Source organism: Ralstonia sp. Ralssp135 (assembly GCF_047304345.1).
Lineage (GTDB): Bacteria > Pseudomonadota > Gammaproteobacteria > Burkholderiales > Burkholderiaceae > Ralstonia > Ralstonia chuxiongensis.
Genome location: NZ_JBGLYZ010000005.1, coordinates 51,496 through 78,023 on the forward strand (window position 1 = coordinate 51,496; position 26,528 = coordinate 78,023).

Sequence of the window (26,528 nt, forward strand, 5' to 3'; positions counted from 1 at the left end):
ATGTGGCGATGCGGGCGCACCGCCTGGACTTGCTTCGGGTTTTGAGCAATTGTCCGTGTTGCGAGCAAATAATCGGATGCGATGTTGCGATTGTCAAGCAAATGCTCGGTGAGAGGGCAAAAGCACGATACGATGCATGCCATATCGCCAAGGTTCTAGAGGAGGCGCTGCGTGTCCAAGCAGCAGGAAAAACGAGACCAGGCCGCGCGCGCGGCGTGGCTTTACTACGTGGGCAACCACACGCAGCACGACATCGCCGAGCAGTTGGGCGTGTCGCGCCAGATCGCGCAGCGGCTGATCGCCTATGCGGTAGAACATGGGCTGGTGAAGGTGCGCGTGACGCACCCGGTGTCAGCGTGTCTGGAGTTGGCGGAGAACCTGCGCAGCCGTTTCCGGCTGGAGACCTGCCATGTGGTGCCGGCCAGTGCCGACGATGCAGACGCTGCACAACGCATGATTGCCGTGGCCGCCGCAGAAATCATGGAGCGCCACCTGCTGGCCGACGCGCCGCGCGTGGTGAACGTCGGCTCGGGCCGCACGCTGCGCGCCGCGATCGATCAACTTCCGGATATTGACCGGCCGCAGCATCGCATCGTCTCGATGGTCGGGGCGATTGCGGCGGATGGCTCGTCCAACCGCTACGACGTCGCGCTTGCCGCGGCGGAGAAAACCCGCAGCCGCTATTACCTGCTCCCTGCGCCGCTCGTTGCGGACAGCGCCGAAGACACCCGGCAGTGGTGCCAGCACCGGCTCTACGGCGTGGTGGCCGATTTGGCTGCGCAGGCGGATGTCACCTTCATTGGTGTCGGCACGATCGGGCCCGGTTGCGCATTGCAGGTCGACGGCTTCATCAGCGCGAAGGATGTGGAAGATCTGCTTGCCCATGGCGCGGCAGGCGAGTTGATCGGCCGGCCGATCGACGCCCAGGGGCGCTTGCTGGATGTGCCGCTGCAGAGCCGCATCACCAGCTTGCCGCTCAAGCCGATGCCATCTCGCCCCGTGATCGCCATTGCTGGCGGCGTGGCCAAGGCGGGCGCGATCGGGGCGGCGTTGCGAGGCGGCTGGCTGACCGGTCTTGTGACCGACGAAGCGTGCGCGCAGCGGATTCTGGCTGCAATGGACTGAACTCACCACACCGAGAACGTGATGCTCGAACTCCGCCCGACCTGCGAACACTGCAACACGGCGCTGCCGCCCGATGCGACCCACGCGCGCATCTGCTCATTCGAATGCACGTTCTGCGCGACCTGTGTAGACAGCGTGTTTGGCAATGTCTGCCCGAACTGCGGTGGCGGCTTTACGGCACGGCCGATTCGCCCGTCGAAAGATTGGAAGAACGGCAACTTCCTGGGCAAGCACCCGGCCAGCACGATGGTCAAGCATCGTCGGGCAGACTTGGCCGTGCATGCCGAACTGGCGGCGGCTGTGGGATCAACGCCGCCGGAAAGGCGCTGACTGGAAAACGCGTGCGGGCTAACGCGGTACGGCCGCCGGCAACACCGGCGTGACTTTGTATCCGCGCGCCGCCAGCAGCGCCGGAATCCCCTTGGGCCCGATCATGTGCAACGCGCCCACAGCAGCAAACACGCGTTGGCCGCTGTTGTGCACGCGCGCAATGTTGTTAGCCATGGCGCGGTTGCGGTTCGTCACCAGACGTTGGAAGGCGCGTTTATCCGTCGCGGTCTTCAGGCAATCGCACCACTGAGGGTAGTGCTCCAGCGTGCTGATGTCGCTGTCGGCCCAGGCGTTGGCGAGCGTGAGCGTCTGCGTGCGCGCCTCGCCCGATTCAATCGCGTCGAGCACGGTGTCGAATTGCTGCGCGACCTCGTTCTTCGGCACGATCTCGTTGAGCACGCGCACCTGCTGCGCCAGCGTTTCTAGCGGCACGATGGGCAAGTGCACGCTCTTGGCGTAGGTCGTGAGAAACAGGTCGATACCGAAATCGGGATAGAGCCCGTCCGTGCGCACCCCCAGCACCGCCAGCGAGGCCAACTGCATGGTCGGCTGGAATTTGCGGATCTGTGTGAGCGCCGTGTCGGGCAGGCACGCGGCAGAAAGCAGCTTGTTGAAGCGTTCACCGCGCCGGCCGGCCATGAGGCGGCGATCTTCTGCGCTGTTGTGCGCGGTGAGCGGTTTGCGGTCGGTGTCCTTGTCGAGCAGGTCGAGTTCGAGCGCGATGCTATCCACCTGCTGAAGCGCGTTGCGCACGGCGGGGCCGGGCAGCATCCAGTCGGCCCGCGCCACATGGATCGTCCCGTAGAGCCACGAGGTGTGACCGTTCTTTTCGATACGCCAGAGCAGGCCGTGGTCGGTCGCGCGTTGCGCGGCGGCGGCCCAGCCGTCCTTGGGGATGAAGCTGGAGGCCGGGGGCGGACAGTTTGTGGCCTGTGCCTGCGCGGGCGTTGCGTCTTGCGCCACAGCGGCGCCCGTGCCCGTCAGCAGAAAAAACGCGGCCGCCAGCGCGCGCCACGTGGTGCGATTGCCTGCCATTTGGCTGCTCCCCGAAATATTGTTGTGGTCGTCTGTGCAGTTTAGCGGGCGCAGACCATCGCGTCCCACGCGGCCATCGCGCAATCGACGGTGGCGATCAAGGCTTCACGCGGAGCGCCGTCGCGCGCCTGGATCGACAGGCCGTTGAGCACGGTCGCGTAGTAACCGCCAAGTGCATCGGCGTTGGCCGTGGCGGGCACGTCGCCTTCATCCATACCGCGGCGGATGCGCGTTCGGATGGCCTCGATGGTTTCCAGCCGGATCGCGCGCAAGTCCTCCTGCACCTGCCGATTGGGGGCCGAACACAGCAGCGCGCCGAGCACCACCATGCATCCGCGCGGCGCGTCGGGCTGGCTGAAGGCAAGGGCGTTGCTGCGCAAAAGCGCGTCGATGGATTCGCGCGCGGTAGCCGGTTCCGTCAGGGCGATGGCCGTGGTGCTGCCAGCCGTCTGCCGGTACAGCGCAACGGCCTCGCGAAAGAGCGCTTCCTTCGAACCAAATGCCGCGTAGAAGCTCGGCGCGGTGATGCCGCCCATCGCCTGCTTGAGTTCGTCGAGCGTGGTGCCTTCGTAGCCGCGCGCCCAGAACACGGTCATGGCCTGGCGCAAGGCTTCGTCGCGATCAAAGGTGCGGGGGCGTCCGCGTGTCGCCATGATGAAGTCCTGAAATCCCTATTTCTGTACCGGTCAATATATTAATCCTTGACGCCGGTCGTGTCGCCTCGTTAATTTGTATACCGATCGATACAAAAATAAGAGGCTTCCTTGAATACGACGATTTCGCATCGCTCACAGCACGCCGGGCGCTGGCTGGTGCTGGCGGCGGTTTGCATGGCGGGGCTGGTCCTGCCGCTGTCTTTCACCGGTGCGGCGGTGGCCACGCCGGCCATCGGACGCGCGCTGGGCGGCAGTGCCACGGCGCTCAACTGGGTGGTCAACGGCTTCATGCTGGCCTTCGGCAGTTGCCTGATGGTGGCAGGCGCGATGGCTGATTCGTATGGCCGCAAGCGCGTGTTCGCCTGTGGGATCGCGCTGTTCGTGCTGGCATCGATTGGCGTCGCGCTGGCGCCCAGCGTGAACGCCATCGGATGGCTGCGCGCGCTGCAGGGCGTGGCGGCGGCGATGTCGCTGGCGGGTGGCTCGGCTGCGCTGGCTCAGGAGTTTGATGGGCATGCGCGCATTCGCGCCTTCAGCCTGCTGGGGACGACCTTTGGCGTGGGTTTGGCCTTCGGGCCGTTGATTGCGGGCGCGCTGGTGCAGACGCAGGGCTGGCGCGCCATCTTCGTGCTGTGCGCGGTGGTGGGCGCGCTGGCTTTTGTGTTTGGTGTGCCGCGCATGCGGGAAACGCGCGATCCCGATGCGCGCGGCGTGGATTGGGCCGGCGCCGCAAGCTTTACGGCCACGCTTGTCCTGCTCACGTGGGCGCTGATGGAAGTGCCCGAGCGCGGCTGGGGCGACGGCGTGGTGCTGGCGTTGTTCACTGCGTCGGCGCTTGGGCTGGCCGTGTTCGTCGCCATCGAGCAGCGCGTGGTCAGGCCGATGCTGGATCTGTCGCTCTTCCGCTTCCGTCGTTTTGTCGGCGTGCAGTTCTTGCCGCTCGCCACGGCGTGCTACGTGGCGATGCTGGTGCTGCTGCCCGCGCGCCTCATCGGCATCGAGGGGCAGGGCGAAACCGAGGCAGGCATCACGATGATTGCCTTGTCGCTCCCGTTGCTGGTGGTGCCGCTGCTGGCGGTGCAACTCGCGCATCGGTGGTCTGCGGCGGCGCTGACGTGTGGCGGGCTGCTGGTGGCGGCGATGGGCTTCTGGTGGCTGGGCGATGTCGCGCCAGGCCAGCCGGCCGCCGCGTGGTTTTTGCCGATGCTGCTCACGGGTTTCGGCACCGGTTTCGCGTGGGGGCTGATGGATGGTCTGTCGGTGAGCGTGGTGCCCAAGGAGCGCGCGGGTATGGCCACCGGCATCTTCAGCACCACGCGCGTGGCTGGGGAAGCGATTACGCTGGCCGTGGTGGGCGCGGTGCTGACGGCGCTCATCGTTTCGCAGGCCGGCGCGTCGGGCAGCGCGAACGTAGCGACCTGGATGGAGGCCGCACACCGCACCGCCATGGGCAACGTGCCCGCGGCGTTGACGCTGCTGCCGGCCGGATCGGCGCCGACGCTCATCTCGGCCTACGTTGCTGCGTTTGCACAGATTGCGCATGCGCTGGCCGTCGTATCCGTGGTGTCGGCGGCGGTGGTATGGGGCCTGCTCGGCCGCACGCAGGCGGTGCCGGTGGCAGCAGTTTGATGATCAGAGGCGCTACTTGCTCAACTTCGGTGGCACGGCATGGGCGCCCCGCGTCTCGCGAAACCACAGCGCCAGGCTTTCGTCTTCCAGCGCGTAGGCGCCGCGTGACTCCTTCCAGATCAGGTTCTTGTCGCGCAGCGCGTCAAGCGCGGCTTGTACCGTGGCGGTGGAGAACTCGCTGTGGCCAAGCTTGGCCGCATACGCCTTCATCGAGTCTTCAGAGAACGGCGAATAGCCTTGCCCGCGCTCGATCAGCACCGCCAGCACGGCGCGTTGGACTTCGGTCAGCGCGCTGTAATCGCTCTCGATCTCGCCCCAGATACGATCGCGAAAACCCTGCGCGCCGCGCTTGAGCAACTCGCCCAGGCTGGCGGCTTCACCCAGCTCCAGGGCGATCTCGCTGACGATGCCCTTGAGCATCTCGGGCCGGTGGCCGACCAGCTGGAAGGCGGCAAACATGTCGTCTTCCTTGAACTGGTTGTTCGGCGCCAGGTGTTGATTGACCCACGCCGTGTACGCCGACACATACGGCCGCCCCAGCAGCGGGAAGTTCGTCACGCGCGAGCCGAAAAACGGCTGTGTGCGATTGAGCAGCAGATTGGCGAGCTTGTCGCGGTTCGACCCCGTAAAGACGAGGAAGAGACGGGGTTCGTCCACGCCCTGGTTCATCTGGTCCCGCGCGGCCTTGAGCGCGAACATGGCGTTGGTGCCTGCCTCGGTGGACAGCGCGTGCTGCGCCTCATCGATGATCAGCACGACAGGCCGCTGCACCGCCTTGTAGAGCACATCCAGCGCGTCGGCCAGCGTGATGCCCGGCGGCAGCCCAATCTTGCCGAGGTTGAAGGTGAAGGTGCGCAGCACGTCCACCTTTTCCATGCCGGCCTGCTTGGCCAACTTTGCGATCGGCCCGTCGAACTGTGCCAGCTTCGATTTGATGGCATCGGCGATGAGCAAGCCGGGGTCGCGGGCGCGGTCGGCCCATAAATCCACGTAGATGGCGATCCATTTGCGGCGCTCGACCTCGGGCACCAGGTCTTCGCGCAGGAACGTGCTTTTGCCTGTGCGCCGGGGCGCCGCCAGGAACAGCCCGGAACGCGCATCGGCCAGACCCTTGCCTTCCAGGCTGTCGCACAGCGTGTTGGCAAGGTCCTGGCGGTGGAAGTTGAAGCGGCCGGTGTCGCCGGAGTCGATTCGGGAATCCATGGAAAGCCCTGTTTTAGACCTGATTATGGAAGTCGGTATAAATTATAGTCGATTCAATAATTAAGGCTAATTCCAATCCAAGCGCCAGTCGATCTCCGCCGATTTTCCCGATGCGCGGCACTGTGCCGCAGGCAATTCGGGGAACTGTGTGCAGCGCTATACTCCGCACATTCTGACGTTGTCCATCCATGCTCCATCGCCGTTGGCTCTTCCTCGTCTGGCTTGCGATCGTACTGAACGTACTGTCGCCGGTGCTCGCTTCCGCTCGTGCGGCGGCCACGGGCACGCTTGCCGTCGAGCTGTGCAGCGCAACGGCACCGCATGGCAGCACCGTGCAGGTTGCCATCGATCTGCAAGGCGATGGCTCTGCCGACGATTCGGCCGCCCACCACAGCGTGGCGCACTGTCTGTATTGCCCGGGATTTGCCGCCGGGCTGGCGCTGGCCTCGTTGCCAGCGCTGGATGTTCCTTCCACCCATTTCGTCTATCGCGTGCGGCAGCCGGCCAGCCCGGCGCCCGTGTACGCGCGCAGTGCGCTGCGCGTGGCCGAGTCGCGCGCCCCTCCTGTGTCTCCGTCGTTGTCGATCTGACGCGCCTGCGGGGGTGAACTCCGTGGCGCCTTTGCGTCTGGCCCTTGTTGCGGCCAACGCCATCGCAATCCGGAGATCTTTCCGATGTCATTCCACAAGCGCGCCGGGGCCATCGCCCCTAAGCGCACGCTGGTGTGCCGTGCTGCGCTCGCGCTGAGCGCGGCGGCACCGCTGTCTGCTTTCGCTGCTGAAGACGCGGCCTCCGTGCCCGTGCCTGTCATGCAGGAACTCGCGCCCACCGTGGTGCGGGCCAACGCCAATCCCACTCCATTCGCCCGCAATACGCCCGCAGTCGTGCAAAGCGTGACGGCAGATCAACTGGCCGACCGCAATGTCGTCACCACCGAAGACGCGGTCAAATACCAGCCCAACGTGATGGTGCGCCGCCGCTTCATCGGCGACCGCAACTCCATCTTCGCCGGTCGCGATTTCAACGAGATTCAAAGTGCGCGCGGCCTGCTGTATGCCGACGGCATCCTGCTCTCGAACCTGCTGGGTTCCAGCTACAGCTACCCGCCGCGCTGGTCGATGGTCGGGCCGGACGACCTTGCACGCGTAGATATTTTGTATGGGCCGTTTTCGGCGCTGCTGCCGGGCAATTCGATGGGGACGACCATCGCGATGACCTTGCGCCGCCCGGAAAAATTCGAGGCCGCCGCGCAGACGCAGGTGATGAGCCAGCATTACAGCGATGCATATGGCTTTTCGCGCAACGTCACCGGAAACCACGAAAGCGCATCGCTGGGCGACCGCATCGGCAAGTTCTGGTATGCGCTGTCGGTCGACCGGCTGGAGAACGACAGCCAGCCGATGCAATACGCCACGCCCAACTCCAGGTTCACGGCGGGCGGCACGCCGGTGCCGGTCACGGGTGCGCGGCAGGATCTTGGCCCCAACGGCCAGCCGCGCGTGATTCTCGGGCCGCAGATGCTGGAGCGGACCCAGCAACTGCAAGAGACGCTGCGCCTGGGTTACGTCTTCAGCGACAGCCTGGAGGCGTCGCTTACGCTGGGTCACTGGGAAAACCATTTCAACGATCAGGCGCTCAGCTTCCTGCGCGATGCGGCCGGCAACACCGTCACGGGCGGCAATGTGCTGATCAACGGCACGCCGTACACGATCGCCCCGAACACCTTTGCCCCGCAAAACGGCGATCAGGAAAACTGGCTCTACGGCCTGGGCGTGAAAGGCAAGATCGGTGGCTGGAAGATCGACACCAACGCGTCGGCCTACAACGTTTCGCGCGACATTCTGCGCGCGTCGAACACGGCGGCCGGCAATGGACCCGGCACGGTGTTCTACGGCGACGGCACGGGCTGGTCCAACTTCGATATCAAGGCGACGTCGCCCGCGGTGTCCGGCCATACCTTCACGACCGGATACCACTACGACCAATACCACCTGCGTAACCAGACCTTCAACGCGACCAACTGGTCAACGGAAACGCTGTCGACGCTCAAATCCAGCTACCAGGGCGACACGCAAACGCAGGCCGTCTTCTTGCAGGACGCGTGGGCGTTTGCACCGCGCTGGCTCGCCACGCTGGGCCTGCGCTACGAAAGCTGGCGCGCGTACAACGGTCAACTGGGCAACGGCGCGAGCACGTTGGGCTACGCCAGCCGTACTGAAAACGCGTTCTCGCCCAAGGCGGCCATCCAATGGCAGGCCACGCAAGACACGTTGCTGCGCCTGTCGTACGGCCGTGCGGTGCGTTTTCCGACGGTGGCGGAGTTGTTCCAGGGCACGATCAGCGGCAACACGATCGTCAACAACGATCCGAGTCTCAAGCCTGAACGCGCCAATGATTTCGACTTCACCGTCGAACAGGCCGTGCCCTACGGCGTGCTGCGTACCAGCCTGTTCCAGAGCGACGTGCGCGACAGCATCTACACGCAGACCAACATCACGGTCACGCCCAACGTGACGAACGTACAGAACGTGGACCGCGTGCGCACGCGAGGCATTGAACTGGCGTATTCGGGGCAGGACGTTCTGCAGGAAGCGGGTGTGCGCGGCGTTGACTTAGAGGCCAACGTTGCCTTCACACAATCGAAAACGCTGGCCGACGCCGCCAACCCAACCTACGTCGACAAGACCTGGCCGCGCATGCCGCGCGTGCGTGCAAACCTGTTTGCCAGCTGGCACGCCACGCAGGACTGGACGGTGGGCGCAGGCGTGCGCTATTCGGGGCGGCAATACGGCACGCTCGACAACACCGACGTGCTGCCGAACGTCTATGGTGGCACCAGCAGCTTCTTCACCGTGGACCTCAAGGCCAGCTACCGCATCGACAAGCACATCACGCTGGCGCTGGGCATCGACAACCTGACCGACCGGCGGTACTTCGTGTACCACCCGTATCCGTCACGCACCTTCTATGGACAACTGAAATGGCGTCTGTAATGCAGTCGATTCCTCGATTCCTTGCTGGTGCGCTGCTGGCGCTTGCGGCAACGGTGGCGCTCGCGCACGAAGGCCATGACCACGGCGCCATGGCAGGCAAGGCTGCCGCAAAACCGCAGCTTGCGACGACTGCGGCGTTCGACAAGGCAGGGCGCTTGTGGGTGACGTGGGCGGAAGGGCAGCACGTGGTGGTCGCCTCGTCCGACGATCTCGGCAAGACGCTCTCCAAGCCGCAGCGTATCAATCCGCAACCCGAGCCGATCTACACCGACGGCGAGAACCGCCCGAAAATTATCGCCAGCCCGGACGGTGCGTTGTATGTGAGCTGGTCGCGCCCGCTCGATACGCCGTACACGGGCTTCGTGCGTTTCTCGCGCTCGCTTGACGGCGGCAAGACGTGGAGCGCGCCGGTCACTGTCCACCACGACCGCCAGCCGATCACGCACCGCTTCGATTCGATTGCGGTCGACAGCGCTGGCCATATCTTCGTCACGTGGATCGACAAGCGCGACCTGCTGCGCGCGCAGGCAGCCAAACAGTCGTACGACGGCGCGGCGGTGTATTACACCGTTTCGACCGACCGCGGCGCCACCTTCGCGCCCGAGCGCAAGGTCATCGACCAGACCTGCGAATGCTGCCGCATTGCGCTGGCGCCCGATGCCGACGGCCACATGCTCGCGCTGTGGCGCAACGTGTTTGCGGGGCAGATCCGCGACCACGCATTGGCGACATTACCGATCGATAACACGCCGCTTGCCGTCACGCGCGCGACGTTCTCGGAATGGCGCGTCGATGCGTGCCCGCACCACGGCCCCGCATTGGCCGTCACGGCGGATGGCGTGCGGCACATGGCGTGGTTCTCGGTGCTGCAGGGCAAGCCTGGCCTGTTCTACAGCAGGCTCTCGGCCGACGGCAAGCCGATCGGTGGCGCATGGTCCTTTGCCGGTTCGGCACAAGCAGGCGCGCAGGCATCGCACCCCGCGTTGCTCGCGGCGGACGGCGCACTGTGGCTGGTGTGGAAACAGTTTGCCGAAGACCGCATGCAGATCCTGCTGCGTAAATCCGCCGACGGCGGCGCGCACTGGACAGCGCCGGCCAGCGTGGCAAATACCGATGGCGGTAGCGATCACCCGCAACTGCTCACGCGCGATGGCCGTGTCTACCTGTCGTGGCGCACGCAGGCCGAGGGCTACCGGCTGATTGATATCGGCAATGTCGCTCCGTCCAATCCCTCATTGGAGGCATCGGAATGAAGATTCGATGGAAATTGTTTGCGATGGGCATGGCGCTGACCGCCGTCGCTTTTACGGCGCAAGCCGCCGGCGCGCTGCAGTTTCGGCCGCTGCATGCCCGCGATGTGCCGGCGCTGCTGCAGACGCCACACGCGCGCCCGCTTATCGTCGAAATCTGGTCATTGGAATGCAGCTACTGCCGCGAGAACATCGCCCGTATCGCGCAATGGCGGCGCACCGCCAAGCAAGATGTGGATGTGGTGATGGTGTCGATGGACGGCCCCGACCAGGCCGAGATGCTGAACCGCGCGCTGGCGCCGCTGGCCCGCGACAGGAAGATTGGCATTGCCCATGTGCCGCAATACGCTAATGCCGAAGACATGCCGGAGCGCTTGCGCGCCGCGCTCGACCCTGGCTGGCAGGGCGAGATGCCGCGCACGATCATCCTGCGTTCGGACGGCAAGCGCCACGCATCGAGCGGGTTACTGACGCCGCAGGCGCTGGACACAGCGCTCAGGGATTAATCAGAAAACGACGCGGACCCCCCTCGTTGTTGGGGTATGGCGGGGGGCGCGCACTTTTTATAATGGCCTCGCTTTGTGAATTCCGGCGCATTGCTCGTTCACAAAGCACACCCGACCATCTTTCGTCGTCAAAGGCTGAAGATGTTAAGCCCGCCCGCCCCCCGGCCCGCGGGCTTTTTCTTTGCCCGGTCGATACTGGATTTGTATTGAACGGGCCTGTGCTGCGGGGGGCGGATGATAACGCGCCCTCAGCGCGCTGTCGCGTGCGAAGAAGGGGGGTATGGCTCGGACGCGCGCTCTGCATCATTGGATGCCGCACCCAGGCCCACTGCTGCGGCGGCCAGCAAGACAGCAATACCACGCGCGATGTAGAACACCGCTTGCGCACCGGCCATTTCCGGCTTGTCAGTTGGGGTTTCAGCAAGATGGGCGTGCCAGGTATTGCGCGTGGCCCGATCCCGATAAGGAAGCAGATCACGATACGCGCGTGGCGCGTGCGTGCGGTGTGCGGGATGAGGCTGCATGTGGGGCATGGCGGTTCTCCTCATGCTCAAACGTGTGACCAGGCGCGCCAGAACAGCAGCGCTGTCATCGAAAAGCCGAAGGTGGAAATCAGCGCCCGCACAACCGCCACCGGCAAACGCTTGCCGACGTGCGCGCCCAGATAACCGCCCAGCGCGGCAGCCACCAGCATGACCAGCGTCTGTGGCCACCACACCATCTTCGCCAGGGAAAAACAGACCACGGCTACGAGGTTGGTCGCGCCCACGAGCAGCGTGCGCGAGGCGTTCAATGCTTTGATGTCGTCGTGGCCGAACAGTGCCCAGACGGCCATCATCATGATCCCCACCGCGCCGCCAAAATAGCCGCCATAGATGGCCAGCGCACCTTGCGCGACCAGCAATGTTGTCCGCCCGATCTGCATGCGCTGGCGCAGCCATACACCGGCCTGTTTGCCGAAGGTAAATGCGAGCGAGCCGATCAGCAGCAGCCACGGCACGATGAAATCGAACGCGCGGGACGACGTGTTCATCAGCAGCAGCGCGCCAAGCAGGCCGCCCACCAAGCTGATCGCGACCATGGCGCGCATCGAGACGTGTCCGAACTCGCGATAGTCCGCGCGATACGCCCACGCCGAGGTGGCCGCGCCGGGTAGCAGCGCCACCGTGCTCGACGCATTGGCAAAGACTGATGGCACACCCGCGAACATGAGCGCGGGCAGGGTGACAAACGAGCCGCCGCCCGCCAGCGCATTCATCATGCCGGCGAGCAGGCCCGCGCCAAAAAGCAGCGGCGTGGCGGATTCCATTGGGGGCGAATTTGGGGGGGGTCTGTTTTTGGGATGCCTCAGTTTCCGGCACTGGGAATTGCGCGGCAATCTGCGATACATTGACCCTGCCTCAGTGTGAAACTGAGGCTCATGCCAATTTTGAGATGCATCGTGCGCTTTGATCTGACCGACCTGCGACTCTTCCTCCATACCGCCGAAGCCGGCAGCATCACGGCGGGGGCCGAGCGTGCGCACCTGACATTGGCGTCGGCCAGTGCCCGCATCCGCGGCATGGAAGACACGCTCGGCGTGCCGCTGCTCACGCGCAACCGGCGCGGCGTGGAAACGACCGCTGCTGGCCGCACGCTCGTTCACCACGCTCGCGTTGTCCTGCAGCAGATGGATCGCATGCGCGGCGAGCTTGGCGAATACGCGCGTGGCCTCAAGGGCTACGTGCGGCTGCTTTCCAACACGGCGGCCATGACCGAGTTCTTGCCGGAAACGCTCAGCGCGTTCCTGGCCGCACATCCTGAAGTCGATATCGACCTGGAAGAGCTGGTCAGCCACGAGATTGTCGAAGCGATTGCGCAGGGCCGGGCAGACATCGGCATCGTCAACGACGCGGTCGATTTGTCGGGGCTGGAGACCTTTCCGTTTCGCCACGACCGCCTCGTGCTTGTGACCGCCCGCGATCACCCGCTGGCCGAGCGCCGGGAGCTGGCCTTCGTTGAAACCTTGCAGGAAGATTTTGTCGGCCTGACGGGCGACAACGCATTGCAGGCGTATCTGGCGGGGCATGCCGCGCGCGCCGGCCATCGGCTCAAATACCGTGTGCGGCTGCGCAGCTTCGACGCCGTGTGCCGCATGGTGGAACGCAACGTGGGCGTGGGCGTCATTCCCGAGCATGCGGCAATCCGTCTGCAGCGTTCCATGGGCATCCGCCGTGTCCGCCTGACCGACGCCTGGGCGACGCGCCTGCTGCGCATCTGCGTGCGCCATTTCGATGATCTGCCCGTCTTCGCACGCCAGTTGATCGAGCATTTGCGCGAGGCCTGAGGGCGTTGCGCGTCCGTCATTTGGCGGAGGGATGCTGTTTGAACTCGCGCGGGTGAAAACGCGTCGGTACACTGCAAGCAGTTGCGGGCCGCACAGCGCCACAGACGTGCGGCGGCGCACCAACCCTCCGCTCATGGAGCACATCATGGCGTCTGCCGGTGTTCCCCCTGGTGTTCCGCCGATTGGCCTGCTGCACGCGGCGCGTGCGTTGCGCATCTATCGGCGCCACGAGATCAATGCGCTGGCGTGGATCGCGCTGGGCGTGTGCCTGCGCACTCCGGCGCCCATGGCGGCCATCAGCGTTGCGTTGCTCATCGTATGCGCGTGGTTGCTCACGCGGCACATCCAGTATCTGAAGCCCCTGTATGAACTGCCGGTGTTCAGCCGCCTGCTGGCACACAGCGGCATGGCGTTCGCGGCCATCAATGCGGCGCTGCTCGCGGTGGAACTCGCCACGGGTGCCGGACGCGGCGCATGGTTCGACGCCGACGGCTGGCTTGCGCCCGCCTGGCCGCAGATTCTCCCGGACATGGCCGGCACGATTGAGCTGATGCTGGTCAGCGCCCAGTGGATCGTCGTACTGGGTGTCGTGGTTGCCGCAACGGCCTGGGCGTGGCTAAGCCTGGGTGGCGGCCGTTCGCTGCGTTTCCCGCCGCGCTCGCAATGAGCGCACGGCTCGGGAGAATCCGGGCTGGTCTGGCGGAAGAATTCCTCCTATAAGTGGCGATGTCGGTTGCAGGTGCGTTTCCGTAGCGCCCGGACGAGGCGCGTGCAGTTAGAGCGTGCACAACACGCTCCGAACCCCAGGAGACAGGCATGACATCGCTGGACGCTTTCCTGCGGTGCCGCGACTTTCTGCTCGCGCACCGTGAGGATTACGACACCGCCGTGCGCGATTTTGCGTGGCCCGAGTTGGACCGCTTCAACTGGGCGCTCGATTATTTCGACACCATGGCGCGGGGCAACGACGGTATCGCGCTCTGGGTGGTCGACGATCAGGGCAACGAGACGCGGCTGTCGTTCGCGCAGATGGCCGAGCGCTCGGCGCGCGTGGCCAACCACTTGCGGGCGCTTGGTGTGCAGCGCGGCGATCGCATCCTGCTCATGCTCGGCAACGTGCCCGGGCTCTGGGACGTGATGCTCGCCAGCATCAAGATCGGCGCGGTCATCATCCCGGCCACGACACTGCTCACCGCCGAAGACCTGCGTGAACGCATTGCCATGGGCGAGGTGAGCCACGTGGTGGCGGGCGCGGCGGATTGCGCCAAGCTCGACGTCGTATCTGGCACGTTCACTCGTATTGCAGTCGGTGCGGACAAGGCGCCGCCCGGCTGGCACCGCTTTGAAGATGCCTACGATGCATCCGCCGAATTCACGCCCGATGCACCAACGCAAGCCAACGATCCGTTGCTGCTGTATTTCACTTCCGGTACCACGTCCAAACCCAAACTCGTGATGCATACGCATGCGAGCTATCCGGTCGGGCATTTGTCCACGCTGTACTGGATCGGCTTGCGTCCGGGTGATGTGCACTGGAATATCAGTTCGCCGGGCTGGGCCAAGCACGCGTGGAGCTGCTTTTTCGCGCCGTGGAATGCCGGCGCCACCGTTTTTATCTACAACTACGCGCGCTTCGAGCCCAAGGCGGCGCTCGATGTGCTCTGCCGCGCCAAGGTGACGACGCTGTGCGCGCCGCCCACGGTGTGGCGCATGCTGATCCAGGAAGACTTGGCCGCATGGAAGCCCGCGCTGCGCGAACTCGTGGGCGCGGGCGAGCCGCTCAACCCAGAGGTGATCGAACGCGTGCGCGCTGCGTGGGGCATCACCATCCGCGACGGCTACGGCCAGACCGAAACCACCTGCCAGATCGGCAACAGCCCCGGGCAACCGGTCAAGGCGGGCTCGATGGGCCGGCCGCTGCCGGGCTACCGCATCACGCTGCGCGACCCCGACGGGCGCGAGGCGGAAGAGGGCGAGATCTGCATCGAATTGAGTTCACGCCCGACCGGCCTGATGGAGGGTTACGCCGGCAATGCGGACAAAACCGCCGAGGCCATGCGCGGCGGCGTGTATCACACCTCCGACATTGCCGCGCGCGATGCCAGCGGCTACCTGACCTACGTCGGCCGCGCCGATGACGTGTTCAAGGCATCGGATTACCGTGTCAGCCCATTCGAGCTGGAGAGCGTGCTGATCGAACACCCGGCCATCGCCGAAGCCGCCGTCGTGCCAAGCCCCGACCCGTTGCGCCTGGCCGTGCCGAAAGCGTTCCTGGTCCTGCGTGCGGGGCACGAGGCCGGCCCGGAGCTGGCGCGCGACATCCTCCGGTTTTGCCGCAGCCGATTGGCTTCCTACAAGCGCGTGCGTCGCATCGAATTTGCCGATCTGCCCAAAACCATCTCCGGCAAAATCCGGCGCGTCGAATTGCGCATGCGTGAAGCCGCGCGCAGCGAAAGCGCCGCGGGCGTACGCAACCTGCAGGAATATTGGGAAGAGGATTTCCCGGCCGATTAATCCGTGCGTTGTGCTTTGGCACCTGCGGAACGTGCGGCCCCCCGACCGCACGTTCCGCTGCGCCAGCGCGGGCTGATATCAGCGCGACGAGCGAGGGACCAGGCGCAGTTGACGCGCGCGATCCAGATCGTAGGCCGGCACGCCACCGTGCGGCAGCGATGCGCGTGAAGCGGCCAGGTCACGGCCGCGCACGATGACCGGGGCGAGCGAGCCAGCGCGGATCAGGTCCGACGCCGCCAGTTCGATCCAGTCCCGGTAATTGCGATAGACCTCTTCGGCCGTGATCTTCTGATGCGCGCAATCGCAGAGCGATAGCGCTTCAGACGTGACGAAACAACTCACGACCTTGCCGTCGACAATGGCTTGGAAGAACAGGTCGCCTACGGACCTGAAGGTCTTGCCGGTGAATGAAATGTTCATGATGCTCCCCCATTGATCAGGCGTGCCGTTTGAGCGGCGTGCCCCACATGCCGCTTTCGCGGCGCAGTGGCCACATGCAGGAGCGTTATTTCCGAATGGAGGGATGACGATGCTCCAGATGTTGAATCCATCCGGATGCGATTGACCCAGTGAAGCGGGTCGGACTATCCCTCGGTGCCGTTCTACGGTCTGTCAATTCGGTAGTTGACTGCGGGTTCGCTCTCGCGCTGCGACCTTCCCCGTACAAAATTCCGTTATGTTTTTTTGGTTACCACAATTGGTGCATCAGCCCGACACCGACGGTAATCGAAATGGCCAGAACCCAAAGCAAAACGGTGGAGGCGCGCGTCGCCGGAAGGCGTGTTTGAAAAAGGCGCCGACGCGTAGGAATTACCTGCCAATTAGCAGGGTGTCGTTCCCACCCCAGGCGAGCACTCAAGCTCGCTGTTCCCCGTTTGATTGTTCCCATGGCCCGCTCCCGAAAGCTCGCCGCTGCCGCGTATTTAGTTTTATTTAAATCTACTATTCTTCGGTTGCATTCTAGAACACTCTCTGCAGACCGCTAGCGAACCTTGGCATGATTCTTATCCTCCATTTGGCTCATAAACGGGAGGTTTAGGACATATTGGGGGTTCAAATATGAAGCGATTTTCATCACCTGCCAAGATGATTAATCGATGCGCAAACGCTTACGTTTGAAACGCACGCCGATCTTGCCTCGCAACCTGCCTGCAAGGTACCGCCGATACAGTCATGCGCGTCCGGGTCCCATGTTGCAAGACTGCACAGCAACAGGCGCCCCAGCGTAAAACAACGAAATGCCACGCGCGCTGCGGTACAGTGCCGCCGGGCTGGCTAGGCATCGGAAAACGAGCAGGACATCGACATGACGCAAGCAAGACGCGCCCGAAATAGCAGGGCGTTCGCAGGATTCGGGCGAGGGGGGAGCGCCGCTTTGATGGCATTGGCAACGTTGGTGGCAACGGCCGCCGCGCACGCTGCCGCGCCGAGCCTGGCAACGCGCCGTGCTGCCGTGGAATCCACACTCGCGAATGCCGGCAGTTGTCAGCGTCTGGGCGATTACTACTGGGAAATCGGTGACGCCCATGGCGAACTGATGCACGGGCAGCGGGGCCAGCGGATCGGCCCGAACAAGACGGTGCGGCTGGCATCGGCATCCAAATGGGTGTTTGGCGCCTACGTGGTGGAGCGTGCGCAAGGCAAGCCCACACCTGCCGAAATCGACGCCCTCACCATGCGCTCTGGCTACGACGGGCTCAATCCGTTGCTGTGCAATCGCAACGACACCGTGCAAAGCTGCTTTGAGCGAGGGCGCAACGCGACTTTCACGCCTGGGCACGTTGGCCGTTTCAGCTACAACGGCGGCCATGATCAGAAGCTGCTGATGGATCTCGGTCTGGGCCGGGCCGATGCCGAGGCGCTCAACAATGACCTCGACCGCCAGCTTGCCAATGCACCGGGCCTGCGCGATGCCGGTCAGCCGCTCGGCATTCGTTACCTCGCACCCGAACCGGCCGGTGGAATGATCTCCACGCCGGCGGCTTATGGCCAGTTCCTGCGTCGCCTCATTCGCGGCGAATACCAGCTCGGCAAGATGCTCGGCCAGCATGCCGTTTGCACCGAGCCGGGCACGTGCTCGACCGCTGTCAGCACCCCGGCCGCACTGCCGTGGCATTACGCGCTCAACTACTGGATCGAGGACCAGCCCGGCGGCGACGGTGCGTTCAGCTCTGCCGGCGCATTCGGTTTCTATCCGTGGATCACCGCTGACAAGCGCCATTACGGCATGCTCGTGCGCGAGACCCTGGCCCCCCGGGCCTATGTGCGCAGCGCGGCATGCGGCGCACTGATCCGCCGTGCCTTTGCCGAGGGCAAGCCGCAGCATGCAGCAGCAGAAGGTGCCGGCAGCCCCGATTTCACCGACTGACGAACGCTGTAGATCAAGCGGGCAAGCCATCGCCTAACGTGGTTGGAGGTGGCGCCGCATCCTGTCGGCACCCTCCGTACCTCGGCACGCCGGTTGCGACGCACAGGCCACCTACCTACATGGAGATGGCCCATGGTCCGGCACCCCCTGCGCGGCAGCGAGCGCACCATTCCTGAAGACGCGCGCATCCTTGGCGATGCGCATCCGGCAGAGCAGATCCGGGCGCTCGTGCAATTGCGCCGCCCTAACGAGGCTGAGCTCGATGCGCGCCTGTCCGGATTTGTCCACGCGCATGGCGCCGGAACGCCACCGCCCACACCCCTGAGCCGCGAAGAGTGGGCCGCCCAGTTTGGCGCTGCCACGGACGACATTGACGCCGTTCGCACGTTTGCCCGCGAACATGGCCTGCAAGTGGCCGAAGTGAACGTGGCCGCCGCTACCGTCATGCTCGAAGGCTCCGTCGAACAGTTCTGCCGGGCGTTCGATACGCACCTGCACCGCGTGGAACATGGTGGCAGCGAATACCGCGGACGTTCCGGCCCGCTGCGATTGCCGGACGCATTGCAGGACGTGGTAGTCGCCGTGTTGGGGCTCGACTCGCGCCCACAGGCGGCGCCGCACTTTCGCTTTGTGCCGTTGCCCACCGGATCGGTCGAGCCTGGAGGCATCCGGCCCGCCCGTGCGGCGCCCACCGCGTCGTACACGCCGGTGCAACTCGCGCAGCTCTACGGCTTTCCGCAGGGCGACGGCGCAGGCCAGTGCATTGCGTTTGTTGAGCTTGGCGGTGGCTATCGGGAAGACGATCTGCGTGCGTACTTCCAGGAGGTGGGCGTGCCGATGCCGACAGTGACGGCCATACCGGTCGGGCAGGGCGCCAACCGACCAACGGGCGACCCGAGCGGGCCCGACGGCGAAGTCATGCTCGACCTGGAAGTGGCAGGCGCCGCAGCGCCGGGCGCCACGCTGGCCGTGTACTTCACCGTCAATACCGACGCCGGTTTTGTGCAAGCCATCAACGCCGCCATCCATGACACCAAGCTGCGGCCCTCGGTGGTTTCCATCAGTTGGGGCGCGCCCGAAAGTGCCTGGACGCCGCAGGCCATGCAGGCCGTCAACGCCGCGCTGCAGAGCGCCGCAACGATGGGCGTGACGGTGTGTGCGGCCTCGGGCGACAGCGGCTCCAGCGACGGCCAGCCTGATCGTGTGGATCACGTCGATTTTCCCGCCTCTAGCCCGTACGTGCTGGCATGCGGTGGCACCAGCGTGCGCGCCAGCGGAAACCGCATCGCAGAGGAAACCGTCTGGAACGACGGCGCGCGAGGTGGCGCGGGCGGCGGCGGGGTGAGCACGGTTTTCGCGTTGCCGAGTTGGCAGCAGGGCCTGGCCGCGCAGCAAACCGGCGGGGACAGCGTGCCGCTGGCGCGGCGCGGCGTGCCCGATGTCTCCGCCGATGCCGACCCGCTGACCGGCTATGTCGTCCGCGTGGATGGCGAGTCTGGCGTGGTGGGCGGTACCAGCGCCGCAGCGCCGTTGTGGGCCGCGCTCATTGCGCGCATCAACGCTATCAAGGGGCGGCCGGTGGGTTATCTGCATGCGCGGCTGTATCAGAACCCCGCCGCGTTCAACGACATCAAGCAGGGCAACAACGGCACCTTTGCCGCCGCGCCTGGTTGGGACGCCTGCACAGGCCTGGGCAGCCCCAAGGGCGACGCGATCGCGAATCTTTTCTAGCAGCGAGGCACGCATGACCACCACCGACCAGCCGTTCTTCGATCCCACCGCTTACGGCAACGGCCCCGACGACAGCGTGACCGACACCAGCGAGGGCATGGCGATTACGCACCACACCGTGCGCATTGGCGGACGCGATATCGCCTACACCGCGCATGCTGGCCACCTCGTCACGGTAGACCCGAGCAGCTCGCAGCCCGTGGCCAAGATGTTCCACGTGGCCTTTGTGGCGGACACGCCAGCGGGTGGCGCGCAGGCGCGGCCGGTGACGTTCTTCTATAACGGCGGGCCGGGGTCGTCGGCGGTGTTTGTGCTGCTTGGGTCGTTTGCACCGCGCCGCATCGTGACGTCGATGCCGTCGTTTACGCCGCCCGCGCCGTATCGCATGGAAGACAATCCAGACAGCCTGCTTGATCGCTCCGATCTTGTTTTCATCAACCCGGTCGGCACCGGCTATTCGACGGCCATTGCGCCCAAGCGCAACCTCGATTTCTGGGGCGTTGACCAGGACGCACGCAGCATCGCGCAGTTCATCAAGCGCTGGCTGACTGCCAATGATCGATGGAATTCGCCCAAGTTTCTGTTTGGGGAGTCTTACGGCACGGCGCGTTCCTGCGTGCTTTCGTACGTGCTGCATGAAGACGGGGTGGACTTGAACGGCATCACGCTGCAGTCATCCATCCTCGACTACACGCAGGCGGGCAACCCGGTCGGGCTCTTGCCTACATGCGCGGCGGATGCGTGGTTCCATAAGCGTGCAACTTCACCCAAAGGCGGGCCGCTGCCCGCGGACGTGGGCGACTTTGCCGAAGCTGCCGCCGTATTTGCCAGCACCGATTACGAAAAAGCGCTCGCCAAACCCACGCATGCCGATCCGGCCGTGCTGAAAACGTTGTCTGCCTACACCGGCATCGATGCGGCGACGCTGCAGGGCTGGCGGCTGGATGTGGCAGCGTCTGACGGCGCCGGCACGTCGCTGTTCCTGACCACGCTGCTGGCGGACAAGGGCTTGTCGCTGGGTGCGTACGATGGCCGCGTCACGGGCATCCACACCGGCATTGCGGCCAGTGTGGATCCGAACTCCGGCGGCAACGATCCGACCATGACGGCGGTGTCCGGTGTCTACACTGCCATGTGGAATACCTACCTGAACGACGACCTGAAGTTCACCTCCAACTCTGCCTTCACGGACTTGAACGACCAAGCCTTCCGCCATTGGGACTTCCGCCACACCGACCCGACCGGCGCGCAGAAGGGGCTTGATGCCAACGGCAATGTCGCGCTCTACACCGCCGGCGACCTGGCGGCAACGATGAGCTTGAACGTGGATCTGAAAGTGTTCTCCGCCAACGGCTATTACGACTTCGTCACGCCGTTCTACCAGACCATGCTGGACCTGAAGGCGATGCCGTTGCTGGATGCGGGCGTGCGCAAGAACCTCTCAGCGGGGTTCTATCCGTCGGGGCACATGGTGTATCTGGACGGTGGTTCGCGCACGGCATTGAAGGCCGACCTGGCGCGCCTTTACGACGCCGCCACGACCGACCATCAGGCCGTCGCGCGCATCCGCATGCTGCAGGCGCGCAAGGCCTGAGCGGCGAGCATGCAGGCCGTGCCGCGCACTGCGAGGATCAATAGCCGCGGTAGTACGGGCGGTAGTAATGCGGGCGGTCGTAATAGCCGCCTGCCGGCACCACCACGCATGCGCTCAGCGCAGAGGTAGCGGCAGCAGCAAGGATGAGCAGGGCGATGGTGCGTTTCATGGTGAGGCTCCGTGGTGATCGTTGGACTTGGCCTCACTGTATGGAAACGGCCCGCAACCGCGCTTTACCGTTTGTAAGCAAAACTGTGACGCCCAGGCCGGTAATTCACCGTCTGCCCCAGGGTTGGCAACGCTTGCACCGCGGCCGCCGTAATTTGCCGTTACCTTTGCGATCAGACTGTGGAGCAGATCGGGGTGTTCCGGCACTGTCAGCGCAGCGCCACAATGTTCAACGAACTTACCTCCACTCTATTGACAGATCGTCGAGATCGGCGGGAAATACAACAAACGGCAAACGTTGGGCTTCAAGTTTGAACGCACAGCGCCGATAGCCGTCCATATAGATGTCAGGGCGTCTCGGCCCAGTCGAGACAGCAAAGCCCTGCGGGGACTATGCGATGCGCGCCGCCCAACCGTGCGCATCGGCAACACATCGGGGGACGCATCATGACGAATTTTCTGGAATCCACCATCGCCTGGGCAGTACCGTGCCTGATCGCTACCGCGATCGTCGTGCCGGTCATGTGGAACAAGCTGCGTACGCGCCGTCTGCTCGAAGCCATGCACCAGGCACGCGAACACCGCGACGAGTGATTTGCCGATCGGCCATCTGCGCCGATCCAACCTTCTTGCCACGCCAGTAAAAACGAAAACGGGCGCCGCATTGCTGCTGGCGCCCGTTTGGCATTCTGCGAGGCTGAGTGCGGCGCGTCCCGTTGCGCCGCAACCGCGTTCGCTCAGGCTGCCACGGCCTGGCTCACCACGTCGCGCATGGCGGCGTGTGCTGCTTCCAAGGCTTGCGTGCGCGCGTCCGGGCCCATCGCCAGGCGTTCTGCGCGTACGAACTGCACATCGGTGATGCCGAAGAAGCCGAACACCGTCTTCAGATACGCCTCTTGGAAATCCATGGCGGCTGCCGGGCCGGCGGAGTACATGCCCCCGCGCGTCGACGCAACGATCACCTTCTTGCCACCGGCCAAGCCAACCGGGCCGTTTTCCGTGTACTTGAACGTGCGGCCGGCTTGCGCCACGCGGTCGATCCAGGCTTTGAGCTGGCTGGGCACCGAGAAGTTGTACATCGGTGCGCCGACCACGATCACATCGCTGGCGAGCAGTTCGTTCACGAGCGTTTCCGAGCGGGCATGCTCGGCACGGGTGGCGTCGTCAAAATCATCGGCGCCCGTGGCGCGAAAGCCGGCGGCAATGGCGCCGTCCAGGTGCGGAATGGCTTCGACCGACAGGTCACGGTGGACAACGGTGGCGCTGGGGTTTTCGCGGCGCAGCTCTTCAACAATGGCGGCGCTCAGGATGCGCGAGGCCGAGGCGTCACCGAGGATGCTGGAATCAATGTGAAGGACTTGCATGGTGTCTCTCCAAGAAAAGGTGGGTTGCTGGAAAGATAGTGCGATGCAGCAGGTTCCAGTAGTGGGTTGAATCGACACACATCGTTCTACGAGTGGGACAATGCGCCCGTGCTTTGGAGAACGGCCATGGAAGACCTGAACGACCTCGTCCTGTTTGCCAGTGTGGTGACGCACGGCAGTTTTTCCGGCGCCGCGCGGGCGCTGGGGATTCCCAAATCGCGCGTGAGCCGCCGCGTGGCCGATCTCGAAACGCGTCTGGGTGTGCGGCTGCTGCAGCGCTCAACGCGGGCGGTGCATGTGACGGACGTGGGCTCGGCATTCTTTACGCATTGCGAATCGATGACCCAGGCGGCTCGCGCTGCCTTCGAGGTGGCCGAGCACGCCGGCGAAAAACCTTCCGGCCGTCTGCGCGTGAGCTGTCCGGTGGGCGTGGCGCACGTGTTCATCGCGCCGGTGCTGTCGAAATTCCTGCGCGCGCAGCCCGATGTGCGGCTGGAGTTGGACGTGACGAACCGCCGTGTCGACGTGATCGGCGACGGCTACGACGTGGCGCTGCGCGTGCGCTCGACACTGGACGATTCCAACCTTGTCGTGCGCAGCTTTGGCGTGAGCGATCAGGTGCTTGTGGCCAGCCCGTCATTTGTTGCCGAGCATGGCCCGTTCGAGACACCGGAATCGATGCGCGGCGCGATCGGCGTGGGCTTTGACGGTGCGGGCGGCGAGCGTACGCGCTGGCGCCTGACCGCCCCGGAAGGCAGCGCAGTCGACATCGAATACACCCCCGCGCTGGTAACCGACGACTTGTACCTGATGGGGCAGACCGCGCTGGCAGGCATTGGTGTTGCACAACTGCCGTTCAACCTGTGCGCCGAGCCGGTTCGCGATGGCCGGCTGGTCGTGCTGCTGCCGGAATACCGCTTGCCGGTGCACCAGTTTCATGCGGTGTTTCCGTCACGCCGCGGGCTGGTGCCGGCCGTGCGTGCGTTCATCGAATTCCTCGCAGAAGAGTTGCCCGGCATGACGGCAAATGTCAGCCGTTGTTATGAGGACATCGTCCGGCAACCCGATCGTTGACTCTGCAACGAATAGGAATCGGCAGTATCATCAACGGCTTCGCTTCTCCCATTGGCGCGGGTGCCTTGAGCGGCATTCGCGCACATTCCCATGTCCTCCCGCCCGAGCATCGAACCGCCCAAGCCAGACACGCCTACCGCGCCCATCGCGGCGGTATCCAGCCCGCTGGATACCCCACCGGTGGCTGAAATTCCGGTGATGGCAGTGATGGGCGGGCTGATGCTCGCCATCTTGCTGGGCGCGCTGGAGCAAACCATTGTTGCGGTGGCGTTGCCCGTGATCGCAGGCGAATTCAACGGCTTTGCGCTGATGGCGTGGTTGGTGTCGGCGTATCTGGTGGCGTCTACCGTGGTGACGCCCATCTACGGCAAGTTGAGTGATCTCTATGGCCGCCGCGCCATGCTGACGACGGCCATCGTCCTGTTCGTGCTGGCCTCCGTGGCGTGCGCGTTGGCAACCAGCATGCCGATGCTGCTGTTCGCGCGCGTGCTGCAGGGGCTGGGCGGCGGCGGGCTGATTTCGGTATCGCAGGCCACGATTGCCGATGTGGTGCCGCTGCGCGAGCGGGGCCGCTACCAGGGCTACGTGAGCGGCATGTGGGCGATGGCCAGCCTTGCCGGCCCGGTGATCGGCGGCTATCTCACGCATTACCTGTCGTGGCGCTGGATTTTCTGGATCAACCTGCCGCTGGGCATCGTCGCGCTGCTGGTCGTGCGCCGCACGCTGCGGCATCTGCCGGTGGCGCATCAGCGTCGCCCCATCGACGTGCCAGGCGTGGTGCTGTTTGCCGGCGGGCTGACCGCGCTGTTGTTGATGATTACCCGTGTGGGGCAGGGCACGCCGCTCACGCAGCCCGAAAACCTTGGCCTGCTGGCAGGTGCCGTGGTGTTGCTGGGCACGTTTGTCTGGCAAGAGAACCGTGCCGTCGAGCCGATCATTCCGCTGTCGATGTTCCGGGTGCGCACGGTCACGATCTGCTGCCTGGCGCTGTTCCTCTGCTTCTTCCAACTGATTGCCACGTCGGTGCTGATGCCGCTGCGCTTCCAGATGGTGGCGGGCGCCAGCCCCGATGCTGCGGCATTGCGCCTCGTGCCGCTCACCTTGTCAATTCCGCTTGGCGCCTTCATTGCCGGCAAGTGGATGACGCACAGCGGCCGCTACAAGCCGCTCATGCTGGGTGGCGCATGCGTGGTGCCGTTTGCCGTGGCTTCGCTGGGTTTGCTGGACCCGCACAGCGTATTGGCGCTGACCCTGGCGATGATCGTGCTCGGCCTGGCGATTGGCGTGCAGTTTCCGACCGGCTTGGTCGCCACGCAAAATGCGGTGCCGCCGCAGACGGTGGGCCTGGCTACGGCGCTGACGGCCTTCTCGCGCCTGCTGGGTGGCGCGGTGGGCGTAGCGGTGCTGACTTCCGTGCTGATTGCGCTGCTGCGCCAGGCTGCGCCTGAAGCGCATGTGGCGGCCGGCGGCGATGTGTTGATGGACCTTTTCCACGCCGCGCTTGCCAGCAGCGGCGCCGATGCCGAGGCCTTGCAGCGCGCGGGCGAAAGCGCCTTCAGGCATCTGTTCTTCTTTGCGGCTGCCGTGTCGGTGGTCTCGCCGCTGCTGATCATCCGGCTGGAAGAGAAGGCGCTGCGCGGCAAGGTGTCGCTTGCCGAAGCCATCGAGTAACGCGCGGACGCACTATGTCGTTGCGGGCGCCAGTGCGCGGTGTCTGGCCCGGCGCGCCACGCTTCCCTCGTATAGCGCCCAGCGCAGCGTGGGCGCCACGGTGCGCATGGCTGCCGACGCAAACGCTGCCTGCAGCGGCGGCCGTTTGAGATCGAGCATTTGTATCGCCCACGGCGGCAGCAACTGGATGCCCGCATCCAGGAAGAGGCGTACCGCCGGGCGCAACCCCGGGCGCGGCGCCTGCCACGTCGTCAACACCTCCACCACCGTGCGCGTGCGATCGCTGGCCACCAGCTCGGCGCGCATCGCATTCAGATAGGTCTGCACCGCCGCCCGCGATTTCGGCACGTCGCGCGCCCCGAGCATCTCGGCCACCAGCGAGGTCTCTTCAAAATAACGATCCTGCTGGGTGACACTCAGGTTGCCATCCACGTAACGCAGATAGCCTGCCAGGAAGCTCGACATCTCGGCCACATGGACCCAGGTGAGCAGGTCTGGGTCGTTGGCCGAATACGGCCGGCCATCGGGCGCGATGCCTCGCACTCGGTCGTGGATGGTCTTCACGCGCTCGATGAGCGCCAGCGCATCATGCCGGCTGCCGTACGTGGTGCCGGCCACGAACTGGGCGGTGCGGCCCAGGCGCCCTTGCAGGTCTTCACGAAAGTTCGAGTGGTCCCACACGCCGGCCAGCGCACGCGGGTGCAGCGCCTGGAGCAACAGCGCGCTGATGCCACCGGCCATCATCGCCGGAAAATCGGCATGCACCTTCCAGCAGACTGCGTCGGGGCCGAACAGGCCCGGGTCGCCTGGCGGCGAGGCAATGTCGAGAGTGAGGCTGCCGGTGGCGCGCGTAAGGCCGCGGACCTGGTTGGCGATGCGTTCGCGAATGGCGACGAGGGGCGAGGGCATGGTGCCGGAAGTGCTGGGAAGCACGAGGCGAAGAAGCGATCATTTTACCGAGCCGCATCGGAGCACGCCTTGGCTGTCGTGA

Annotated in this window: 24 protein-coding genes and 1 pseudogene; 16 read left to right on the forward strand and 9 right to left on the reverse strand. The window is 64.8% G+C overall.

Annotation, left to right across the window (positions count from 1 at the left end; translation table 11 throughout):
* Positions 1–171 precede the first annotated feature (171 nt).
* Both ACCD03_RS06005 and ACCD03_RS06010 read left to right on the forward strand, forming a co-directional pair.
* A complete protein-coding gene (locus ACCD03_RS06005; RefSeq protein WP_413411084.1) occupies positions 172–1,125 on the forward strand; it encodes a sugar-binding transcriptional regulator in 954 nt (317 codons plus the stop codon).
* Between the two features lie 21 nt (positions 1,126–1,146).
* Positions 1,147–1,455, forward strand: coding sequence for a DUF1272 domain-containing protein (locus tag ACCD03_RS06010; protein WP_325654855.1), 309 nt, complete (start codon positions 1,147–1,149; stop codon positions 1,453–1,455).
* Positions 1,456–1,473: 18 nt separating this feature from the next.
* On the opposite strand, the gene ACCD03_RS06015 is transcribed toward ACCD03_RS06010, so the two are convergent.
* The gene (locus ACCD03_RS06015) at positions 1,474–2,490 is read right to left on the reverse strand and encodes a TraB/GumN family protein (protein WP_413411085.1); all 1,017 of its coding nucleotides are present in this window, start codon (positions 2,488–2,490) and stop codon (positions 1,474–1,476) included.
* Positions 2,491–2,531: 41 nt separating this feature from the next.
* The gene (locus ACCD03_RS06020) at positions 2,532–3,143 is read right to left on the reverse strand and encodes a TetR/AcrR family transcriptional regulator (protein ID WP_413411086.1); all 612 of its coding nucleotides are present in this window, start codon (positions 3,141–3,143) and stop codon (positions 2,532–2,534) included.
* Between the two features lie 177 nt (positions 3,144–3,320).
* Between ACCD03_RS06020 and ACCD03_RS06025 the strand changes: the two genes are divergently transcribed.
* Entirely contained in the window at positions 3,321–4,775 is a 1,455-nt protein-coding gene (locus tag ACCD03_RS06025; protein ID WP_413411168.1) for an MFS transporter, read from the forward strand.
* 12 nt (positions 4,776–4,787) lie between these two features.
* On the opposite strand, the gene ACCD03_RS06030 is transcribed toward ACCD03_RS06025, so the two are convergent.
* Entirely contained in the window at positions 4,788–5,966 is a 1,179-nt protein-coding gene (locus tag ACCD03_RS06030; RefSeq protein ID WP_394373633.1) for a hypothetical protein, read from the reverse strand.
* Positions 5,967–6,166: 200 nt separating this feature from the next.
* Between ACCD03_RS06030 and ACCD03_RS06035 the strand changes: the two genes are divergently transcribed.
* The 4 genes from ACCD03_RS06035 to ACCD03_RS06050 all read left to right on the forward strand — a co-directional run bounded on the left by ACCD03_RS06035 (position 6,167) and on the right by ACCD03_RS06050 (position 10,727).
* Entirely contained in the window at positions 6,167–6,568 is a 402-nt protein-coding gene (locus tag ACCD03_RS06035) for a DUF2946 domain-containing protein (RefSeq protein ID WP_413411087.1), read from the forward strand.
* Positions 6,569–6,652: 84 nt separating this feature from the next.
* Complete coding sequence (locus tag ACCD03_RS06040) at positions 6,653–8,971, forward strand: TonB-dependent receptor (protein ID WP_413411088.1); 2,319 nt, start codon at positions 6,653–6,655, stop codon at positions 8,969–8,971.
* Positions 8,971–10,224, forward strand: coding sequence for a sialidase family protein (locus tag ACCD03_RS06045; RefSeq protein WP_413411169.1), 1,254 nt, complete (start codon positions 8,971–8,973; stop codon positions 10,222–10,224). The genes ACCD03_RS06040 and ACCD03_RS06045 overlap by 1 nt, the downstream gene beginning before the upstream one ends.
* On the forward strand, positions 10,221–10,727 hold the full coding sequence (locus ACCD03_RS06050; protein WP_413411089.1) for a TlpA family protein disulfide reductase: 507 nt from the start codon (positions 10,221–10,223) through the stop codon (positions 10,725–10,727). The genes ACCD03_RS06045 and ACCD03_RS06050 overlap by 4 nt, the downstream gene beginning before the upstream one ends.
* A 248-nt stretch (positions 10,728–10,975) precedes the next feature.
* Here the strand turns inward: ACCD03_RS06050 and ACCD03_RS06055 are convergent, their stop codons facing one another.
* Positions 10,976–11,260 (reverse strand): hypothetical protein, encoded by a 285-nt coding sequence (locus ACCD03_RS06055; protein WP_413411090.1) that lies wholly within the window; start codon positions 11,258–11,260, stop codon positions 10,976–10,978.
* A 17-nt stretch (positions 11,261–11,277) separates the two neighbouring features.
* Positions 11,278–12,036: a sulfite exporter TauE/SafE family protein gene (locus tag ACCD03_RS06060; RefSeq protein ID WP_413411092.1), complete on the reverse strand. Its 759-nt coding sequence runs from the start codon at positions 12,034–12,036 to the stop codon at positions 11,278–11,280.
* Between the two features lie 132 nt (positions 12,037–12,168).
* Here ACCD03_RS06060 and ACCD03_RS06065 point away from each other — a divergent pair, with 132 nt between their 5' ends.
* The 3 genes from ACCD03_RS06065 (at position 12,169) to ACCD03_RS06075 (ending at position 15,567) form a co-directional block, all read left to right on the forward strand.
* Complete coding sequence (locus ACCD03_RS06065; protein ID WP_039375943.1) at positions 12,169–13,053, forward strand: LysR substrate-binding domain-containing protein; 885 nt, start codon at positions 12,169–12,171, stop codon at positions 13,051–13,053.
* 145 nt (positions 13,054–13,198) lie between these two features.
* The gene (locus ACCD03_RS06070; RefSeq protein WP_413411093.1) at positions 13,199–13,720 is read left to right on the forward strand and encodes a hypothetical protein; all 522 of its coding nucleotides are present in this window, start codon (positions 13,199–13,201) and stop codon (positions 13,718–13,720) included.
* 149 nt (positions 13,721–13,869) lie between these two features.
* A complete protein-coding gene (locus tag ACCD03_RS06075; RefSeq protein ID WP_413411094.1) occupies positions 13,870–15,567 on the forward strand; it encodes an AMP-binding protein in 1,698 nt (565 codons plus the stop codon).
* A 78-nt stretch (positions 15,568–15,645) separates the two neighbouring features.
* Here the strand turns inward: ACCD03_RS06075 and ACCD03_RS06080 are convergent, their stop codons facing one another.
* The gene (locus ACCD03_RS06080; RefSeq protein ID WP_004627574.1) at positions 15,646–15,987 is read right to left on the reverse strand and encodes a DUF1488 family protein; all 342 of its coding nucleotides are present in this window, start codon (positions 15,985–15,987) and stop codon (positions 15,646–15,648) included.
* Between the two features lie 886 nt (positions 15,988–16,873).
* Between ACCD03_RS06080 and ACCD03_RS06085 the strand changes: the two genes are divergently transcribed.
* From ACCD03_RS06085 to ACCD03_RS06095, 3 genes and pseudogenes are all read left to right on the forward strand, one after another.
* Positions 16,874–17,935: a hypothetical protein gene (locus ACCD03_RS06085; RefSeq protein ID WP_413411095.1), complete on the forward strand. Its 1,062-nt coding sequence runs from the start codon at positions 16,874–16,876 to the stop codon at positions 17,933–17,935.
* 132 nt (positions 17,936–18,067) lie between these two features.
* A pseudogene (locus ACCD03_RS06090) lies at positions 18,068–19,480 on the forward strand (protease pro-enzyme activation domain-containing protein); the annotation flags it as partial.
* A 46-nt stretch (positions 19,481–19,526) separates the two neighbouring features.
* Positions 19,527–21,260, forward strand: a complete 1,734-nt coding sequence (locus ACCD03_RS06095) for a S10 family peptidase (RefSeq protein ID WP_413411096.1) — start codon at positions 19,527–19,529, stop codon at positions 21,258–21,260.
* Positions 21,261–21,297: 37 nt separating this feature from the next.
* Here the strand turns inward: ACCD03_RS06095 and ACCD03_RS06100 are convergent, their stop codons facing one another.
* Complete coding sequence (locus ACCD03_RS06100) at positions 21,298–21,429, reverse strand: hypothetical protein (RefSeq protein ID WP_260801500.1); 132 nt, start codon at positions 21,427–21,429, stop codon at positions 21,298–21,300.
* A gap of 446 nt (positions 21,430–21,875) precedes the next feature.
* Between ACCD03_RS06100 and ACCD03_RS06105 the strand changes: the two genes are divergently transcribed.
* Positions 21,876–22,022, forward strand: coding sequence for a hypothetical protein (locus ACCD03_RS06105; protein ID WP_045202226.1), 147 nt, complete (start codon positions 21,876–21,878; stop codon positions 22,020–22,022).
* Positions 22,023–22,165: 143 nt separating this feature from the next.
* Here ACCD03_RS06105 and ACCD03_RS06110 read toward each other — a convergent pair whose 3' ends face one another.
* Positions 22,166–22,792, reverse strand: coding sequence for an FMN-dependent NADH-azoreductase (locus ACCD03_RS06110; protein WP_325652262.1), 627 nt, complete (start codon positions 22,790–22,792; stop codon positions 22,166–22,168).
* A gap of 126 nt (positions 22,793–22,918) precedes the next feature.
* On the opposite strand from ACCD03_RS06110, the gene ACCD03_RS06115 reads away from it, so the two are divergent.
* Together ACCD03_RS06115 and ACCD03_RS06120 are read left to right on the forward strand one after the other, a co-directional pair.
* Positions 22,919–23,866 (forward strand): LysR family transcriptional regulator, encoded by a 948-nt coding sequence (locus ACCD03_RS06115; RefSeq protein ID WP_413411097.1) that lies wholly within the window; start codon positions 22,919–22,921, stop codon positions 23,864–23,866.
* Between the two features lie 90 nt (positions 23,867–23,956).
* A complete protein-coding gene (locus ACCD03_RS06120; protein ID WP_413411098.1) occupies positions 23,957–25,537 on the forward strand; it encodes an MDR family MFS transporter in 1,581 nt (526 codons plus the stop codon).
* A gap of 12 nt (positions 25,538–25,549) precedes the next feature.
* On the opposite strand, the gene ACCD03_RS06125 is transcribed toward ACCD03_RS06120, so the two are convergent.
* Entirely contained in the window at positions 25,550–26,446 is an 897-nt protein-coding gene (locus ACCD03_RS06125; protein ID WP_413411099.1) for an oxygenase MpaB family protein, read from the reverse strand.
* Between the last annotated feature and the right edge of the window lie 82 nt (positions 26,447–26,528).

What these genes read in the sequence shown, in the direction of transcription:
- ACCD03_RS06070 (WP_413411093.1), top strand. Translation starts at nt 13,199, where the DNA reads ATGGCGTCTGCCGGTGTTCCCCCTGGTGTTCCGCCGATTGGCCTGCTG.
- ACCD03_RS06050 (WP_413411089.1), top strand. Translation starts at nt 10,221, where the DNA reads ATGAAGATTCGATGGAAATTGTTTGCGATGGGCATGGCGCTGACCGCC.
- ACCD03_RS06045 (WP_413411169.1), top strand. Translation starts at nt 8,971, where the DNA reads ATGCAGTCGATTCCTCGATTCCTTGCTGGTGCGCTGCTGGCGCTTGCG.
- ACCD03_RS06010 (WP_325654855.1), top strand. Translation starts at nt 1,147, where the DNA reads ATGCTCGAACTCCGCCCGACCTGCGAACACTGCAACACGGCGCTGCCG.
- ACCD03_RS06075 (WP_413411094.1), top strand. Translation starts at nt 13,870, where the DNA reads ATGACATCGCTGGACGCTTTCCTGCGGTGCCGCGACTTTCTGCTCGCG.
- ACCD03_RS06040 (WP_413411088.1), top strand. Translation starts at nt 6,653, where the DNA reads ATGTCATTCCACAAGCGCGCCGGGGCCATCGCCCCTAAGCGCACGCTG.
- ACCD03_RS06035 (WP_413411087.1), top strand. Translation starts at nt 6,167, where the DNA reads ATGCTCCATCGCCGTTGGCTCTTCCTCGTCTGGCTTGCGATCGTACTG.
- ACCD03_RS06025 (WP_413411168.1), top strand. Translation starts at nt 3,321, where the DNA reads ATGGCGGGGCTGGTCCTGCCGCTGTCTTTCACCGGTGCGGCGGTGGCC.
- ACCD03_RS06085 (WP_413411095.1), top strand. Translation starts at nt 16,874, where the DNA reads ATGACGCAAGCAAGACGCGCCCGAAATAGCAGGGCGTTCGCAGGATTC.
- ACCD03_RS06115 (WP_413411097.1), top strand. Translation starts at nt 22,919, where the DNA reads ATGGAAGACCTGAACGACCTCGTCCTGTTTGCCAGTGTGGTGACGCAC.
- ACCD03_RS06125 (WP_413411099.1), bottom strand. Translation starts at nt 26,446, where the DNA reads ATGCCCTCGCCCCTCGTCGCCATTCGCGAACGCATCGCCAACCAGGTC.
- ACCD03_RS06060 (WP_413411092.1), bottom strand. Translation starts at nt 12,036, where the DNA reads ATGGAATCCGCCACGCCGCTGCTTTTTGGCGCGGGCCTGCTCGCCGGC.
- ACCD03_RS06020 (WP_413411086.1), bottom strand. Translation starts at nt 3,143, where the DNA reads ATGGCGACACGCGGACGCCCCCGCACCTTTGATCGCGACGAAGCCTTG.
- ACCD03_RS06080 (WP_004627574.1), bottom strand. Translation starts at nt 15,987, where the DNA reads ATGAACATTTCATTCACCGGCAAGACCTTCAGGTCCGTAGGCGACCTG.
- ACCD03_RS06100 (WP_260801500.1), bottom strand. Translation starts at nt 21,429, where the DNA reads ATGAAACGCACCATCGCCCTGCTCATCCTTGCTGCTGCCGCTACCTCT.
- ACCD03_RS06105 (WP_045202226.1), top strand. Translation starts at nt 21,876, where the DNA reads ATGACGAATTTTCTGGAATCCACCATCGCCTGGGCAGTACCGTGCCTG.
- ACCD03_RS06110 (WP_325652262.1), bottom strand. Translation starts at nt 22,792, where the DNA reads ATGCAAGTCCTTCACATTGATTCCAGCATCCTCGGTGACGCCTCGGCC.
- ACCD03_RS06015 (WP_413411085.1), bottom strand. Translation starts at nt 2,490, where the DNA reads ATGGCAGGCAATCGCACCACGTGGCGCGCGCTGGCGGCCGCGTTTTTT.
- ACCD03_RS06095 (WP_413411096.1), top strand. Translation starts at nt 19,527, where the DNA reads ATGCGCGGCTGTATCAGAACCCCGCCGCGTTCAACGACATCAAGCAGG.
- ACCD03_RS06055 (WP_413411090.1), bottom strand. Translation starts at nt 11,260, where the DNA reads ATGCCCCACATGCAGCCTCATCCCGCACACCGCACGCACGCGCCACGC.
- ACCD03_RS06120 (WP_413411098.1), top strand. Translation starts at nt 23,957, where the DNA reads ATGTCCTCCCGCCCGAGCATCGAACCGCCCAAGCCAGACACGCCTACC.